The 17204-nt window shown below is 60.4% G+C and carries 13 protein-coding genes; 8 read left to right on the forward strand and 5 right to left on the reverse strand.

Annotated elements, in window-relative coordinates; genetic code table 11:
- Positions 1–5 precede the first annotated feature (5 nt).
- Positions 6–1439, forward strand: a complete 1434-nt coding sequence (gene glgA, locus NV64_RS10780; RefSeq protein ID WP_056232584.1) for a glycogen synthase GlgA — start codon at positions 6–8, stop codon at positions 1437–1439.
- A gap of 20 nt (positions 1440–1459) precedes the next feature.
- Positions 1460–3907 (forward strand): glycogen phosphorylase, encoded by a 2448-nt coding sequence (glgP, locus tag NV64_RS10785; RefSeq protein WP_101505897.1) that lies wholly within the window; start codon positions 1460–1462, stop codon positions 3905–3907.
- Positions 3908–4235: 328 nt separating this feature from the next.
- Here glgP and NV64_RS10790 read toward each other — a convergent pair whose 3' ends face one another.
- Both NV64_RS10790 and glpD read right to left on the reverse strand, forming a co-directional pair.
- The gene (locus NV64_RS10790) at positions 4236–4451 is read right to left on the reverse strand and encodes a hypothetical protein (protein WP_101505898.1); all 216 of its coding nucleotides are present in this window, start codon (positions 4449–4451) and stop codon (positions 4236–4238) included.
- A gap of 843 nt (positions 4452–5294) precedes the next feature.
- Complete coding sequence (glpD, locus tag NV64_RS10795; RefSeq protein WP_101505899.1) at positions 5295–6800, reverse strand: glycerol-3-phosphate dehydrogenase; 1506 nt, start codon at positions 6798–6800, stop codon at positions 5295–5297.
- Positions 6801–7037: 237 nt separating this feature from the next.
- On the opposite strand from glpD, the gene glpE reads away from it, so the two are divergent.
- The 5 genes from glpE (at position 7038) to malQ (ending at position 13847) form a co-directional block, all read left to right on the forward strand.
- Entirely contained in the window at positions 7038–7361 is a 324-nt protein-coding gene (gene glpE / locus NV64_RS10800; protein WP_056232576.1) for a thiosulfate sulfurtransferase GlpE, read from the forward strand.
- A gap of 69 nt (positions 7362–7430) precedes the next feature.
- Positions 7431–8261, forward strand: a complete 831-nt coding sequence (glpG, locus tag NV64_RS10805; protein WP_101505900.1) for a rhomboid family intramembrane serine protease GlpG — start codon at positions 7431–7433, stop codon at positions 8259–8261.
- A gap of 29 nt (positions 8262–8290) precedes the next feature.
- Positions 8291–9049, forward strand: coding sequence for a DeoR/GlpR family transcriptional regulator (locus NV64_RS10810; RefSeq protein WP_056232572.1), 759 nt, complete (start codon positions 8291–8293; stop codon positions 9047–9049).
- A 313-nt stretch (positions 9050–9362) separates the two neighbouring features.
- Positions 9363–11762, forward strand: a complete 2400-nt coding sequence (gene malP, locus NV64_RS10815) for a maltodextrin phosphorylase (protein WP_101505901.1) — start codon at positions 9363–9365, stop codon at positions 11760–11762.
- 9 nt (positions 11763–11771) lie between these two features.
- On the forward strand, positions 11772–13847 hold the full coding sequence (gene malQ, locus NV64_RS10820) for a 4-alpha-glucanotransferase (protein ID WP_101505902.1): 2076 nt from the start codon (positions 11772–11774) through the stop codon (positions 13845–13847).
- A 233-nt stretch (positions 13848–14080) separates the two neighbouring features.
- On the opposite strand, the gene fabF is transcribed toward malQ, so the two are convergent.
- The 3 genes from fabF to gntX all read right to left on the reverse strand — a co-directional run bounded on the left by fabF (position 14081) and on the right by gntX (position 16835).
- Positions 14081–15361: a beta-ketoacyl-ACP synthase II gene (gene fabF / locus NV64_RS10825; protein WP_199177649.1), complete on the reverse strand. Its 1281-nt coding sequence runs from the start codon at positions 15359–15361 to the stop codon at positions 14081–14083.
- Between the two features lie 156 nt (positions 15362–15517).
- Positions 15518–16093: a Fe-S biogenesis protein NfuA gene (gene nfuA, locus NV64_RS10830; RefSeq protein WP_056232567.1), complete on the reverse strand. Its 576-nt coding sequence runs from the start codon at positions 16091–16093 to the stop codon at positions 15518–15520.
- Positions 16094–16151: 58 nt separating this feature from the next.
- On the reverse strand, positions 16152–16835 hold the full coding sequence (gene gntX, locus NV64_RS10835) for a DNA utilization protein GntX (RefSeq protein ID WP_101505903.1): 684 nt from the start codon (positions 16833–16835) through the stop codon (positions 16152–16154).
- Between the two features lie 34 nt (positions 16836–16869).
- Here gntX and NV64_RS24005 point away from each other — a divergent pair.
- Positions 16870–17204, forward strand: a 335-nt coding sequence (locus NV64_RS24005; protein WP_233208963.1) for an alpha/beta fold hydrolase, incomplete at its 3' end; no start/stop codon positions are given.

Raw genomic sequence — 17204 nt, forward strand, 5'->3', positions numbered from 1 at the left:
CGCGAATGCAGGTGTTACATGTCTGTTCAGAAATTTTCCCGCTGCTGAAAACCGGTGGGCTTGCTGATGTTGTTGGGGCATTACCGGCGGCGCAAATTGCAGAAGGTGTGGACACCCGGGTGCTGTTGCCGGCGTTTCCTGATTTGAAAAAAGGCATTCCGGGTGCGGAAGTGGTGGCAAAACTGCAAACCTTCGCCGGCCCGGTTGAGCTGCTGTTCGGTCACTTTGACGGCGTGGGCATCTATCTGATTGATGCGCCGGGCCTGTACGATCGCCCCGGCAGTCCGTATCACGATGAGTCGCAGTTTGCTTACACCGATAACTATTTACGCTTTGCGCTGCTCGGCTGGATGGGCTGTGAGATGGCCTGCGGGCTGGATACCTGGTGGCGTCCTGACGTGGTGCATGCGCACGACTGGCACGCCGGCCTGACCTGTGCTTACCTGGCGGCGCGCGGCCGTCCGGCGAAGTCGGTGTTTACGGTGCATAACCTGGCCTATCAGGGGCTGTTCCACGCGCATCATCTGGAACAGATCCAGCTGCCGCAGTCGTTTTTCAATATGCACGGGCTGGAGTTCTTCGGTCAGATATCTTACCTCAAGGCCGGGCTGTTTTATGCCGATCATATTACGGCGGTCAGCCCGACTTACGCGCGGGAAATCACCCTGCCGGAGTTCGGTTATGGCATGGAAACGCTGCTGAAACAGCGCATGCTGGAAGGGCGGCTGAGCGGCATTCTCAACGGCGTTGATCCGGCGATCTGGGATCCTGAGCATGATTTGCTGCTGACGGCGCGCTACAACCGTGATGTTCTGGACGCCAAAACGGAAAACAAACGCCAGCTGCAGATTACCATGGGGTTGACCGTCGATGAGAAAGCGCCGATCTTTGCCGTAGTCAGTCGCTTAACCACCCAGAAGGGCCTGGATCTGGTGCTTGAGGCGTTGCCGGGGTTGCTGGAGCAGGGCGGCCAGCTGGTGCTGCTGGGGGCCGGCGATGCGGTATTGCAGCAGGGCTTCCTTGCCGCCGCGGCCGAATATCCGGGCCAGGTGGGCGTGCAGATCGGCTATCACGAAGCCTTCTCGCACCGCATTATGGGCGGGGCCGACGTGATTATGGTGCCTAGCCGCTTTGAGCCCTGCGGGCTGACCCAGCTTTACGGCCTGAAATACGGCACGCTGCCGCTGGTGCGGCGCACCGGCGGGCTGGCGGATACGGTGAACGACAGTTCTCTGGAGAATCTGGCAGACGGCATCGCCAGCGGCTTTGTTTTTGAAGACAGTAATGCCTGGTCATTACTGCGTGCAATTCGACGTGCTTTTGTCCTCTGGTCTCGTCCTTCGCTTTGGCGCTACGTGCAGCGCCAGGCAATGGGGATGGATTTTAGCTGGCAGGTAGCGGCTGTTGCCTACCGCGATCTCTATCAACGTTTGCTGTAACCAGACACTAGGAAACTGATATGAATGCACCTTTCTCCTACGCTTCCCCGACGGTCAGCGTTGATGCGCTGAAGCACTCCATCGCCTACAAGCTGATGTTTACCATCGGCAAAGACCCGTCGATCGCCAATAAACACGACTGGCTCAACGCGACGCTGCTGGCGGTACGTGACCGCATGGTGGAACGCTGGCTGCGCTCCAACCGTGCCCAGCTGTCGCAGGACGTGCGCCAGGTCTACTACCTGTCGATGGAGTTTCTGGTCGGGCGTACCCTGTCGAACGCGCTGCTGGCGATGGGCATTTATGACGATGCGCGTACGGCGCTGGAGGATATGGGCTTCGATCTGGAAGAGCTGATCGAGGAGGAGAGCGATCCGGGGCTGGGCAACGGCGGTTTAGGCCGTCTGGCGGCCTGTTTCCTCGACTCGCTGGCAACCTTAGGGCTGCCTGGCCGCGGCTACGGCATCCGCTACGACTACGGGATGTTTAAGCAGAACATTGTCGAAGGGCGGCAGGCGGAGTCACCCGATTACTGGCTGGAGTACGGTAATCCGTGGGAGTTTCAGCGTTTCAGCACCCGCTATAAAGTGCGTTTTGGCGGGCGGATCCAGCATGAAGGCAGCCGCGCACGCTGGGTTGAGACCGAAGAGATCCTGGCGATGGCTTACGATCAGATCATTCCTGGCTTTGACACCGATGCGACCAACACGCTGCGGCTGTGGGGCGCGCAGGCCAGTAACGAGATCAACCTGGGTAAATTCAACCAGGGGGATTATTTCGCGGCGGTAGAAGACAAGAACCATTCGGAAAACGTCTCGCGCGTGCTCTACCCGGATGATTCCACCTACTCCGGCCGCGAGCTGCGCCTGCGTCAGGAGTATTTCCTCGTGTCGGCCACCGTGCAGGACATTCTGCACCGCCACTGGGTGATGCATGAGACCTTTGACAACCTGGCAGACAGGATTGCCATTCACCTGAACGATACTCACCCGGTGCTGGCGATCCCTGAGCTGATGCGCGTGCTGATCGATGACGCGAAGTTCGACTGGGAAGATGCTTTCGACGTGGCGTGCCAGGTGTTCTCGTACACCAACCATACGCTGATGCAGGAAGCGCTGGAGACCTGGCCGGTGGATATGATCGGCAAGATCCTGCCGCGCCATCTGCAGATCATTTTCGATATTAACGACCATTTCCTGAAGACCATTCAGGATCAGTACCCTAATGACTGGGAGCTGCTGTCGCGCATTTCAATCATCGACGAGAACAACGGTCGCCGGATCCGTATGGCCTGGCTGGCTGTGGTGGTCAGCCACAAGGTGAACGGCGTGTCTGAGCTGCACTCCAACCTGATGGTGCAGTCGCTGTTTGCGGATTTCGCGAAGCTGTTCCCTAACCGTTTCTGTAATAAAACCAACGGCGTAACGCCACGTCGCTGGCTGGCGCTGGCTAACCCGGCACTATCCGGCGTGCTGGATGAAGCGATTGGTCGCAACTGGCGTACCGACCTGAGTCAGCTGGACGATCTGAAGCAGCATATCGACTTCCCTAATTTTATTGAACAGGTGAGCGAGGCGAAGCTGGTTAATAAGAAACGGCTGGCGCAGTTTATCGCGCAGAAGATGGATATCGTGGTCGATCCGCACGCGATGTTTGACGTGCAGATTAAACGTATTCACGAGTACAAGCGCCAGCTGTTAAACGTGCTGCACGTGATTACCCGCTATAACCGCATTAAGGCCGATCCGCAGGCTGACTGGGTGCCGCGCGTCAATATTTTCGCTGGTAAGGCCGCCTCGGCGTATTACATGGCTAAGCACATCATCCATTTGATTAACGACGTGGCGGCGGTGATTAACAGCGATCCGCAGGTGAAGAATAAGCTCAAGGTAGTGTTTATTCCCAACTACGGCGTGAGTCTGGCGCAGATCATTATTCCGGCCGCCGATTTGTCCGAGCAGATCTCACTGGCGGGGACGGAGGCGTCGGGCACCAGTAATATGAAGTTTGCGCTGAACGGTGCGCTGACCATTGGTACGCTGGACGGGGCCAACGTGGAGATGCTGGAACACGTGGGCGAGGAGAATATCTTTATCTTCGGTAATACCACGCCGCAGGTGGAGGCGTTGCGTGCTGAGGGCTATAACTCGCACCCGTATTACGAGCAGGATGCGGAGCTGCATCTGGCGCTGACGCAGATCGCCACCGGGGCGTTCAGCCCGCAGGAGCCGGGGCGTTACCGTAATATTTTCGATTCTCTGGTCAATCTGGGCGACCATTATCAGCTGCTGGCGGATTACCGCAGTTATGTGGACGAGCAGGATAAGGTGGATAAACTGTACCGCAATCAGGAGGAGTGGACGCGCCGGGCGGTGCATAACATCGCCAATATGGGGTACTTCTCCTCTGACCGTACGATCCAGGAGTATGCGGACGAAATTTGGGGGATTAAGCCGGTTAAGCTTTGAGTCTGGCGCCGGGGCGCTGCAGGTTCAGTTGCCTGGCTTATCCGGATAGCCCCGGTTGCCTTTAAGCTGCTGAGTTGCTGTGGGCTGGTTGCTTGCATACTGGCAGCTGGTTCCTGCTTATTGCGTTGCTGTCGGGCCGGGTCGCTGCAGGTTCAGTTGCCTGGCTTATCGGGGCTATCCGGAACGCGGACACGCTGTGAACACGTCCGTGTGCGCTCGGCGTCGCGCATCCCTGCGCGCCGACGGTCCGCTTATCCGGATAGCCCCGATTGCCTGTAAGCAACTAAGTTGCTGTCAGTCATGTAATTTCGATGGCTACCTGACCTTGTTAGTGTATTGTTGCTGAAAGGCTTTTGGTATCCAGCAGGCTACTTTCATCCTCGAATCGTAGGCTGAGCATTTCAATCTTTTCAACCAGCACCCATAGCAGTACATCACGCATGATGGGCTGGGTGAGCTCAGTCATAGCGTAAGCCAATGCGCGGCACTGGTCGCAAAGTTCGGTGTTATCAAGGTTTGCTGTGTCTGATATGCCGTAATTCATTGGGCACCTCCCTGCGCAGGAAGGGAAAGAGAACTGGACTGATAGTGGGAGCGGAATAGCGGTTTCATTGCCATGATGGGAACCTCGTTAACTTAGCAATTATTCCACCACCGGAAACGCCACGTTCGCGGGTGGTGAGTTGAACAGAGTTGGCGTACCAGCAGTTAACATTACCGGCGCTTCCTAAGAAGCCTCCATTCAACCCACCATTGTCTGTATTACCGCAGTGCAATAATACATACGTAATGAGCCTGCGACAAAAAAGACGGCATTTTGCCTGTCGCTATTAACTGTTCAGGACGCCAATCCTGGTGCTGTTTTAAGCACCCCCTGACGCTACCCCTCGCTAACACAGAAGACAATCGCCTTTTTCACCTATGTTCAAACACTGGAAGCACGGTCGCAGGCAAATGAAAGAGGCAGTGCAAACAGGCCAAATAGCGGGGCGCATCATAGAGTTTTCAGCGACACGGCGGCCCGAGTTGGGCACCGATCTCGCAGCCACAAACACGCAGCGACGCGCTAGCCTGAGAGGGGCACGGTATGGGGACAGGTTAGCCGGGCGTATGCTGCATGGATGCAGCATCCGAGCCCCCAGGGAAGGGTTTACGGCGACCCGGCGATCTGCGCCATACCGGGCACCGCTGGCACCGATCTGGTCGCTACATCCACGCAGCAACGCGATAAGCCTAAGAGGGGCACCGCTGGCACCAATCTGGCCGCTACATCCACGCAGCGACGCGATAAGCCTGAGATGGAACATCAATCTGACAGCGACATCACGCCAGTGCCAAAAAAGCAAAAGGGGCCACTAAGGCCCCTTACATACAACTCAACCGATTATCACGATGCCAGCGACAGCGCCGGAGTGACGTGCTGCGCCAGCCATTCGGTGACGCGGGCTTTCTGCTCGTCGTTCAGCCACATACCCTCTTTGGTACGGCGCCAGATCGCATCGTCGGTGGCGCGAACCCACTCGTTAGCGACCAGATAACGCAGCTCCGCTTCGTAGAAGTGGTGGCCAAACAGCTCGCCGAGATCGTCCAGGCTGTTCGCATCCTTCAGCAGCAGCTCGCTGTTGCTGCCGTAGGTGCGGGAATAGTGACGCGCCATCGCTTCGGTAATGAACGGATAACGGCGACGCAGGCTGGCGGCGTAATCCTCGCGGGTGCCGGCAATATTACCGCCCGGCAGCACGCAGGTTTTGGTCCAGGCCGCACCGATGTTTGGATAGTACTTGCTCAGCTTCTCCATCGCGTGCTCGGCCAGCTTGCGGTAGGTGGTCAGCTTGCCGCCAAATACCGACAGCAGCGGGGCCTGGCCGGCGTCGTCGTGCACGTCCAGCGTGTAGTCGCGGGTGATCGCCTGCGGTGAATCGGACTCATCATCACACAGCGGACGCACGCCGGAGTAGGTCCAGACGATATCGTCCTTCGCCAGCGTTTTCTTAAAGTGGCTGTTGTAAACCTTCAGCAGATAGTCGATCTCGTTGTCGTCGATCTTCACGCTCTTCGGATCGCCCTTGTACTCGACGTCGGTGGTGCCGATGATCGAGAACTCATCCATCCACGGAATAACAAACACGATGCGGTTATCTTCGTTCTGCAGGATATAGGCCTGTTTCTCGTTGTGCGCGCGCGGCACCACGATATGGCTGCCCTTGATCAGGCGAATACCGTACGGCGACTTCAGCTTCAGGTTCTCGTCGAACAGCTGCTTAACCCACGGGCCGGCGGCGTTGACCAGGCCGCGAGCCTGCCAGGTGTGGATCTTACCGGTATCAACTTCTTCCGCTTCCACCGTCCACAGGCCGTTTTCACGCCAGGCGCGGGTCACGCGGGTGCGGGTACGCACCTCGCCGCCGCGCTTTTCGATCTCCTGGGCGTTCAGCACCACCAGGCGCGCATCGTCCACCCAGCAGTCGGAATATTCGAAACCGCGCATGATTTCAGGTTTAAGCACTGATTCTGCGCCAAAACGCAGGCTCTTACTGCCCGGCAGACTGGTGCGTTTGCCCAGATGATCGTACATAAACAGGCCAACCCGGATCATCCACGCCGGGCGCAGGTGCGGGCGGTGCGGCAGGCGGAAGCGCATCGGGAAAGCAATGTGCGGCGCCATCTTCAGCAGTACTTCACGCTCGGCCAGCGCTTCGCTGACCAGGCGGAATTCGTAGTGTTCCAGATAGCGCAGGCCACCGTGGATCAGTTTGGAGCTGGCAGACGAGGTGGCGCAGGCCAGATCCTGGGCCTCCAGCATCAGCACCGACAGCCCACGTCCTGCCGCGTCGGCTGCAATGCCTGCACCATTAATACCGCCGCCGATGACGATCAGGTCTTTGATTTCCACGTTGTCTCCTCCGGTGTTCGGAATTGCTCAGTAATGTTCGTTTTCGAGCATTATACTCAGCGAAAACCAACATTGCCACCGCGTTAACCAGATAAAAACATTTATGCGTGATGCAGGTAACATATTTGCTAAGAGAAAAACCCGATAACCACTCCATTTATCGGGTTATTGTTCCCCGCAGCCAGGATACAATAAGCGCTATTTGACGTTATTTTTTGGCTTTTATGAGACCCCACCATGGAACAATTTGAGTGCATCGACGTGCAGCAGGCGCAACAGCAGCTGGCCGCTGGCAACGTACACCTGGTCGATATCCGCGATCCGCAAAGCTTTGCCGCCGGCCACGCCAGCGGGGCGTTTCATCTCACCAACGACTCGCTGCCGCAGTTTATTGCCCAGGCCGATCTCAGCCAGCCGGTGCTGGTGATGTGCTATCACGGCAACAGCAGCAAAGGTGCGGCGCAGTACCTGCTGAACCAGGGGTTTGCCGAGGCTTACAGCATTGACGGCGGCTTTGATGCCTGGCGCGCGGTGTTCCCGCAACAGGTTGAATCGGCTTAGGGCCACAGCTATGACAGCGTGCAGCCACACCGGCTGCTCTGGTTTGACCTGACAGGGAGCCCGCCCATCATGCGTATCACCCATTTTACCCACCTGCGCCTGGCGCAGGCCTTCGTTGACTACATGGCCACGCGGGGCATCACCCTGCGCATAGAGCACGACGGCGACTATCAGCTGTGGCTTGACGATGAGTCGCAGGTTGGCGTCGTCGAAAACGAACTTAACCAGTTCATCCGCGATCCCAACCACCCGCGCTATCAGGCGGCCAGCTGGCAAAGCGGCACCACCGACAGCGGTATCCGCTATCAGCACACGCCGTTACTGGCCGGGATGCGCGAACGCGCCGGGCCGCTGACGCTGGGGGTGGCCGCGGCCTGCGTGCTGGTGTTTATCCTGATGCAGCTGTTCGGCGATGGCACGGTGATGGATCTGCTGTCGTGGCCGCAGCCGGACCAGCGGCTGGAGCTGTGGCGCTGGTTCAGCCACGCGCTGCTGCACTTCTCGCTGCTGCATATTTTGTTCAACCTGCTGTGGTGGTGGTATCTTGGCGGCATGGTTGAGAAGCGCCTCGGCAGCGGCAAGCTGTTCGTCATTATGCTGATTTCGGCGCTGCTCAGCGGCTGGATGCAGGCGAAATTCAGCGGCGTGCTGTTTGGCGGCCTCTCCGGCGTGGTCTATGCGCTGATGGGCTACACCTGGCTCAGAGGCGAGCGCGATCCGCAGAGCGGCGTGTTCCTGCAGCGTGGCATGATGGCGTTTGCAGTGCTGTGGCTGCTGGTGGGCTGGTTCGGCTGGTTTGGACTTTCGATTGCCAACGCGGCACACGTCACCGGGCTGCTGGTCGGCGTGGCGATGGCCTTTGTGGATACCCGTCACGGTTCAGCGCAGAAACAAAGATAACAGGGCGGCCTGGGCCGCAAGGAGTGAGTGTGAAGCAGACGCAACGCCATGATGCGATTATCGATCTGGTCCGCCATCAGGGATATGTCAGTACCGAGGAGCTGGTAGAGCATTTTGCCGTCAGCCCGCAGACCATTCGCCGCGACTTAAACGACCTGGCGGAGCAGAACAAGATCCAGCGCCACCACGGTGGCGCGGCGCTGCCCTCCAGCTCGGAGAATACCGCCTGGCAGGATCGTAAAATGATGTGGTCGGCGGAGAAAGCGCGTATCGCCGAGCGGGTGGCCAGCCAGATCCCGGACGGCGCCTCGCTGTTTATCGACATCGGCACCACGCCGGAAGCGGTGGCGCACGCGCTGATGAACCACAGCAACCTGCGCATCGTCACCAATAACCTTAACGTGGCGGTGCTGCTGATGGCGAAACCGGACTTCCGCCTGATCCTGGCGGGCGGCGAGGTGCGCACCCGCGACGGCGGCATTATGGGCGAAGCCACGCTCGACTATATCTCCCAGTTCCGCCTCGATTACGGCATTCTTGGCATCAGCGGCATCGACTACGACGGTTCGCTGCTCGACTTCGACTACCACGAAGTGCGCACCAAAAAGGCGATCATCGAGAACTCGCGCTGCGTAATGCTGGTAGCCGACCACTCCAAGTTTGGCCGTAACGCGATGGTGAACCTCGGCAATATGAGCCTGATCGACTATCTGTTTACCGACCAGACGCCGCCGGAAGGGGTAATGAAAACCATCGAGAAGTACGAGGTGCATCTCGAACTCTGCTGAGCCGCCACCGTCTGTTTGCCTGGCAGACTTAATCTGCCAGACAAATATTGCTTTATCCGTCCCGCGGCGCATCCTGCCTGACCTGCCTGACCTGCCTGACCTGCCTGACCTGCCTCACCCGTTCCCGCCCTGCATAAAAATCCTGAGCGTCTGACATCGTCCTGCACCCCACGCATGCTATGTTGGTTAACGACCTGTTTTGGTTTTTTTCTGCTCAAGGCATCACACGGTGAGCTTTTTCAGCTGTTGCCGTCTTAACTGTAAGTGTTCCGTTTTGTCCGCTTTGGCCTGCAACCATTTTGAGAGGGAAACGATGTCGCAACAGAAATTCAGCAAGACCCGCTTTGAAGCGGCGCTTACCCGCCAGTTTCAGCATCTGGGGTGCGCGTCCGCCGGGGAGATGACCCGCCATCAGTGGTGGCAGGCGGTCAGCGGCGCGCTGGCCGAACTGCTGGCCGCGCTGCCGGCGGTCAGCCCGGCGAAGGTGCAGCGGCACGTTAACTATATCTCAATGGAATTTCTGGTCGGCCGCCTGACCGGCAACAACCTGCTGAACCTCGGCTGGTATGACGGTGTACGCGAGGCGCTGGCGGCGCACCATCTGGATCTCAGCGAGCTGCTGGAAGAGGAGATTGACCCGGCGCTGGGCAACGGTGGTCTGGGCCGCCTGGCGGCCTGCTACCTGGATTCGATGGCCACCGTCGGCCAGCCCGCCACCGGCTACGGTCTCAACTACCAGTACGGCCTGTTTCGCCAGTCGTTTGCCGACGGTCAGCAGGTGGAAGCGCCGGATGACTGGCAGCGCGATCGCTACCCGTGGTTTCGCCACAACGCCGCGCTGGACGTAGAGGTCGCGCTGGGCGGTAAGGTGGTGAAAACCGACGGCGGCTGGCGCTGGCAGCCGGCCTTTACCCTGCGTGGCGAAGCCTGGGACCTGCCGGTTACCGGTTACCGCAACGGCGTGGTGCAGCCGCTGCGACTGTGGCAGGCCAGCCACGCGCATCCCTTTGACCTCACTCGCTTTAACGACGGTAAATTCCTCAAGGCCGAACGGCAGGGGATTGATGCCGCAAAGCTGACTAAGGTGCTCTACCCGAACGATAACCACCAGGAGGGCAAGCGCCTGCGGCTGATGCAGCAGTATTTCCAGTGCGCCTGCTCGGTGGCCGATATCCTGCGCCGCCACCATCTGGCCGGGCGCAGCATTCACCAGCTGGCAGAGTACGAGGTGATCCAGCTTAACGATACCCACCCGACCATCGCCATTCCGGAGCTGCTGCGGCTGCTGATCGATCGGCACCAGCTGGAATGGGATGACGCCTGGGCGATCGTCAGCAACACCTTCGCTTACACCAACCACACGCTGATGCCGGAAGCGCTGGAACGCTGGGACGAGCGGCTGGTGCGCAGCCTGCTGCCGCGCCACTTCCAGCTGATTAAAGAGATTAACCGCCGCTTTAAGAAACAGGTGCAGCAGCAGTGGCCGGGCGACGAAAAGGTGTGGGCGAAGCTGGCGGTGCTGCACGATAAGCAGGTGCGGATGGCCAACCTGTGCGTGGTCAGCGGTTTTGCGGTCAACGGCGTGGCGGCGCTGCACTCGCGGCTGGTGGTCAGCGATCTGTTCCCGGAGTATCACCAGCTGTGGCCGGAGAAGTTCCATAACGTCACCAACGGCATTACCCCGCGCCGCTGGCTGAAGCAGTGCAACCCGGCGCTGTCGCGCCTGATCGACGAGACGCTGCAGGTGGAGTGGGTCAATAATCTCGATGCGCTGAAGGGGCTGGAGGCGCACGCGGATGACCCGGTGTTCCGTGAACGCTACCGGCAGATCAAGCAGGACAACAAGCGGCGGCTGGCGGAGTACATCCTGCAGCGTACCGGCATCGTGGTGAACCCGCAGGCGCTGTTTGACGTGCAGATCAAGCGGCTGCACGAGTACAAGCGTCAGCACCTTGGCCTGCTGCATATCCTGTCGCTGTATAAGCGGCTGCGCGATAATCCGGATCTCGACGTGGTGCCGCGCGTCTGCGTGTTCGGTGCCAAGGCCGCGCCGGGTTACTACCTGGCGAAAAATATTATCTTTGCCATCAACAAGGTGGCGGAGAAGATTAACAACGATCCGCTGGTGGGCGACAAGCTGAAGGTGGTGTTTATCCCCGACTACCGCATCAGCGCCGCCGAGCTGATTATTCCGGCCGCCGACCTGTCGGAGCAGATCTCCACCGCCGGCTATGAGGCCTCCGGCACCGGCAATATGAAGCTGGCGCTGAACGGTGCGCTGACCATCGGCACGCTGGACGGGGCCAACGTTGAGATCGCCGAACAGGTGGGCGATGACAATATCTTTATCTTTGGCAACCGGGTGGAGGAGGTAAAGGCGCTGAAGGCCGGCGGTTATACCCCGCAGAAGCTGCGCAAAAAAGATAAGCATCTGGACGGGTTGCTGAAGGAGCTGGAGAAAGGCTTCTTCAGCAACGGTGATAAGCACGCCTTTGATCTGATGCTGCACAGCCTGGGCAAGGGTGGCGATCCGTGGCTGGTGCTGGCGGACTTTGCCAGCTACTGCGCGGCGCAGCAGCAGGTCGAGGCGCTGTATCGCGATGCGGAGGCGTGGACGCGGGCGGCAATCCTTAATACCGCGCGCACCGGGCTATTCAGCTCTGACCGATCGGTGCGCGATTACCAGCAGCGCATCTGGCAGGCAAAACGCTAAGGAGCAGCAATGGACGCGAAAAAATTGCAGAAAGCGGCGCTGGCGGCGGGTATCGCGCCAACGTTTACCAACGCCCGCGGTAAGCCGCAGGAGGTCAGCGTGGAAACGCTTCACACGCTGCTGGCGGCGATGGCCGTGCCGGTGCGCAGCCGTGCGCCGCTGCCGCCCTGTAAGGTGTTACTCAGGCGGCGCAGCCAGCAGCTGCAGATCGGCGGCAAGGGTGACTGGCTGTGGCAGCTGCAGACCGAAAAGGGTAAAACCTTTCGCGGCAAGGTCAGCGGCGGTGAGGTGCTGGACCTGCCGCAAAACCTGCCCACCGGCTATCACCAGCTGCTGCTCAGCCAGGACAAAAAACAGCATTCGTGCCGGCTGATTATTGCACCGAAGCGCTGTTACGAACCGGCGGCGCTTAAGCAGGGCCAGAAGTTGTGGGGAGCCTGCGTGCAGCTCTATACGCTGCGCTCCGAACAGAACTGGGGCATTGGCGATTTCAGCGATCTGCAGCTGCTGCTGGCCGGGATGGCGCAGCACGGCGGTGCCTTTGTCGGCCTTAACCCGATTCACTCGCTCTATCCGGCCCAGCCGGAGAACGCCAGCCCGTACAGCCCGTCGTCCCGCCGCTGGCTGAACGTGCTGTATATTGATGTGGCGGCAGTAGAGGATTTTAAGAGCAGTCCGCGCGCGCAGCGCTGGTGGCAGCAGAAAAACACGCAGCAGGCGCTGAGCAAAGCCCGTGAAAGCGACCAGGTGGATTATGCGCGCGTCACCGCGCTGAAAATTCAGGGGTTGCGCCACGCCTGGCCGCAGTTTGGGCTGCGCGGCGCGGAAGATGCTCAGCGTGCGGATTTTGAGCGGTTTATTGCCGACGGCGGCGACAGCCTGCAGGCTCAGGCCGCCTACGATGCGCTGCAGGCGGAGATGGCAAAGCAGAACGCGGCTGGCTGGGGCTGGCAGGGCTGGCCTGCGGAGTATCAGCAGGCAGACAGCGAGGCGGTGCAGCAGTTTTGCCGCGGGCAGCAGGATGAAGTGCGCTTCTGGCTGTGGCTGCAGTGGCTGGCGCAGCGTCAGTTAGACGCCTGCTGGCAGCGTTGTACGGAGCTGCAGTTGCCGATCGGGTTGTACCGCGACCTGGCAGTGGGCGTGGCGGAAGGGGGATCGGAAACCTGGTGCGATCGTGAACTCTACCGGCTGCAGGCGTCGATCGGCGCACCGCCCGATCCGCTCGGGCCGCAGGGGCAGAACTGGGGCCTGCCGCCGATGGATCCGCAGGTGCTGGCGGCGCGGGCGTATCAGCCGTTTATCGATCTGCTGCGCGCCAGTATGGCCAGCTGCGGCGCGCTGCGCATCGATCACGTGATGTCGCTGCTGCGGCTGTGGTGGATCCCCCACGGGGAAACGGCAGCATCCGGGGCTTACGTGCACTACCCGGTGGACGATCTGATGGCGATCCTCGCACTGGAGAGCGAGCGCCATCAGTGCATGGTGATCGGCGAAGATCTTGGCACCGTGCCGCCGGAGATCGTCGGCAAGCTGAAGCGCTTTGGCATTTACTCGTGGAAGGTGCTGTGGTTTGAACAGCAGGACGGCCAGCATTATCGTGCCCCGGGCGACTGGGCAGAGCAGGCAATGGCCACCCTGACCACCCACGATCTGCCGACCCTGAGGGGCTTCTGGAGCGCAGGTGACCTGGCGCTGGGCGAAAAGCTCGGTATCTACCCGGATAAAGCGGTGCTCAGCGAGCTGTACGCCGATCGCGCGGTGAAGAAGCAGGCGCTGCTTGATGCACTGCACCAGTACGGCTGTGTGCCGCAGCGCTTCGTTAATCGGGCCGATAAGCTTGAGGTCAGCGCCGCCCTCAGTCAGGGGCTGCACGCGTTTGTCGCCAACACCCGCAGCCTGCTGCTGGGCCTGCAGCCGGAGGACTGGCTGCTGATGGCCGAACCGGTCAACGTGCCCGGCACCAGCAACGAATATCCTAACTGGCGTCGTAAGATGAGCCACACGCTTGAGGAGACTTTCGCCGATGCGGAAGTCAGGCGGCTGTTGAAAAAGGTGGATAAGCAGCGGCGACAATCTGAATCCTGAACGCCCGGTGCAGACATCGACATTCCCGTCACGGGGAGACGTGAACCTGGCAACCGACAGGATCCTGTCGCCTTGAACTGAGGGGAGGCGGGTGGCAGACCAGCGGGCTGAGCGATCGGCCCGCGTATCGGGTGAGTGCCTGCGCCAGTCGGCGTGGGAGAACGGGCGTTCACCGGGCTGATTTCCGCAGCCCCAGGGCGTGAGCTGTCCCGTTATCCCTTTCAGCCGGGCACTTAGCCGTTAAACGCCTTCAGCACCAGCGAACCGTTCACCCCGCCAAAGCCAAAGCCGTTGACCAGCGCGCTGCGGATCGGCATCTGTCGTGCTTCGTTCTGCACAATATTCAGCCCCTGCGCCCGCTCGTCCAGCCGGTCAATATTCAGCGACGGTGGCGCAATGCCTTCGCGTATCGCCATCACCGAGAAGATCGCCCCCAGCGCCCCGGCGGCACCGAGCAGATGGCCGGTGGCCGACTTGGTGGAGGAGATCGCGGCGCGTGCACCGTCACCCAGTACCTGACGCAGCGCGTTCAGTTCGGCCACGTCGCCCACCGGGGTGGAGGTGGAGTGCGCGTTGACGTAGTCCAGTTCGGCGGCGGCGAGGCCCGCCTGCTGCAGCGCAAGGGTCATCGACCGCGCCGCGCCTTCACCATCCTCAGGTCCGGCGGTGATGTGGTAAGCGTCAGAGGTGGTGCCGTAGCCGGCCACTTCCGCGAGGATGGTCGCGCCGCGCTGCTGCGCATGTTCCAGCGACTCCAGCACCAGCACGCCCGCGCCTTCGCTCATCACAAAGCCGTCGCGCCCGCCGTCAAACGGTCGTGAGGCCTGCTCCGGCCGGTCGTTAAAGTCGGTGGAGAGCGCCCGCGCCGCCTGGAAGCCGCCGAGCGATACCGGGTTGACGCAGGATTCCGTACCGCCGGCCAGCGCCACGTCAGCTTCGCCGTAACGGATGACACGCATCGCGTCGCCGATGCTCTGAATGCTGGCGGCACAGGCGGAGACCGGCGTGCCGAGCATTCCCTTCAGGCCGTATTTGATCGCCACCTGCGAAGCCGCCAGGTTGCCGATAAACGAGGGAATGGTAAACGGCGACAGCTTACGGCTGCCTTTCTCCGTTACTGTCTTCACCGCCTGGGTGATGGCGTGAAAGCCGCCGATGCCGGTGGCAATAATGGTGGCGGTACGCTGGCGCGCGGCTTCGGTCAGGTTGTGCAGCCCGGCCTGCTCCACCGCCTCGGCGGCGGCGGCCAGCGCCAGATGAATAAAGCGGTCGGACTTACGCTGCTCTTTCGGCGCAATTAACGCATCGAGATCCAGCCCGTGAACGTCTTCTGTGACCGACGGTACCAGGCCGCCCACGCGAATGGCGGTATCGCCGTGCACCGCTTCCGGCAACAGACGGATGCCGGATTTGCCGGCGATCAACCGCTGCCAGCTGGGGATAACGCCGTGAGCCAGCGGGCTGGTCAGCCCCATTCCGGTAATCACTACTCTTCTGCCAATAATCGTTGTCATAAGGACCTGTAAAGTAACGAAAGGAGTTTCAGTGTACACGTGTAAGCTGAAAGATCCAGTGACAATTCCAGGTCAGATCGCAGGCAAATAAAAAGGGCCAGACAGTGCTGGCCCTCTCGGCGGTGGCGTTCAGGTGGGCAAAACTGCCCTTCAGGATTAGTAGAACGAGTGCTCGCCGCGCTGGTGCTCGGTCAGATCGCGCACGCCCTTCAGCTCCGGGAAGGCCTGCAGCATCTCTTTTTCGATGCCTTCTTTCAGGGTCACGTCGACCATTGAACAGCCGTTGCAGCCGCCGCCAAACTGCAGAATGGCCAGGCCTTCATCGGTGATCTCCATCAGCGAGACTTTACCGCCGTGGCTGGCCAGCTGCGGGTTGATCTGCGACTGCAGCAGGTATTCAACGCGCTCAACCAGCGGCGCATCTTCATTCACCTTGCGCATTTTGGCGTTCGGCGCCTTCAGCGTCAGCTGTGAACCGAGGTTATCGGTAACGAAGTCGATTTCCGCATCTTCCAGATAGGGTTTGCTCAGCTCGTCGATAAAGGCGGACAGGCGCTCGAACTTCAGCTCGGTGTCGGTGGCTTCTACCGCATCGGGTGGGCAGTAGGAGACGCCGCACTCGGCGGTTGGCGTACCCGGGTTAATCACGAATACGCGGATCTGGGTGCCATCTTCCTGCTTTGACAGCAATTTGGAGAAGTGCTCTTGTGCAGCATCGGTAATTACGATCATGGCGATTGCTCAATTGTTAAATAAATTCACTGGTTATAATACGCCCATCCCCACCCTGCTACAAGGTGCGGCACAGGCAGCCAGCCTGGATGCTGGCCGCGCCGTGCGCCAGCAGAATACGACTGATTTCGGCCACGGTGCTGCCGGTGGTGATTACGTCATCGATTAACAGGATATGACGCCCCTGTACCGCACTTTCAACCCTGAACGCGCCGCGCAGGTTACGCCTGCGTGCCAGCCGCCCCAGACGGTGCTGAATGTTGCCGCCACGAACGCGGGTTACCCCGCGCGGATCGAAGCGGCACTGCAGCCAGTGGGCCAGCCTGGCCGAAATGTCATCTAACTGATTATAGCCGCGCTGCCAGGCGCGGTGATGATAGAGCGGCACGCGGAGCAGCAGGTCCGGGCGCGGCAGGCCGTTTTCCCGCCGCCGCATCAGCCACTTTAGCAAAATTAACCGCGCCAGCATGTCCGCCTGTGCGGTGCCGCCGCTGAACTTTAGCCGGTTGACCAGCTGGCTGAGCGGCGGCTGCCAGGCCGTGACCGCGATCAGCTGCTGCCACGGCGGCGGTTTTTGCAGGCAGCGGCCGCACGGCTGTCGCGGGCGATGGCTGGCTAACCCGCACTGCGGGCAGCAGGGCGGCTGGCGCTGCAGCTGGCGCAGACAGACCGAGCAGATGCCGTGTCGGGCAAAGGCGAGGGGCATCTGGCATAGCCAGCAGCCTGCCGGCATTGGTAGCATAGCGATCTCCAAAGCAAAGACAGGACCTTAACCGATGATGCCGCTTTACTGGAAGACCATAGGCCATGGCGATCGCCATCTTGTGCTGCTGCACGGCTGGGGGCTGAACGCCGGCGTGTGGCATGACATCAGCGTGCGGCTCAGCGCACAGTTTACGCTGCACCTGGTGGACCTGCCCGGCTACGGCCGCAGCCAGGGTTTTGGCCCGTTAACGCTGCCGCAGATGGCGGACGCGCTGCTGGCACAGGCGCCGGCGCGGGCGGTGTGGCTCGGCTGGTCGCTGGGCGGGCTGGTGGCCAGCCAGCTGGCGCTGAGCCACCCGCATCGCGTGGCGGGGCTGATTACCGTGGCCTCATCGCCGTGCTTCAG

The organism is Erwinia sp. B116 (genome assembly GCF_002865965.1).
Lineage (GTDB): Bacteria > Pseudomonadota > Gammaproteobacteria > Enterobacterales > Enterobacteriaceae > Erwinia.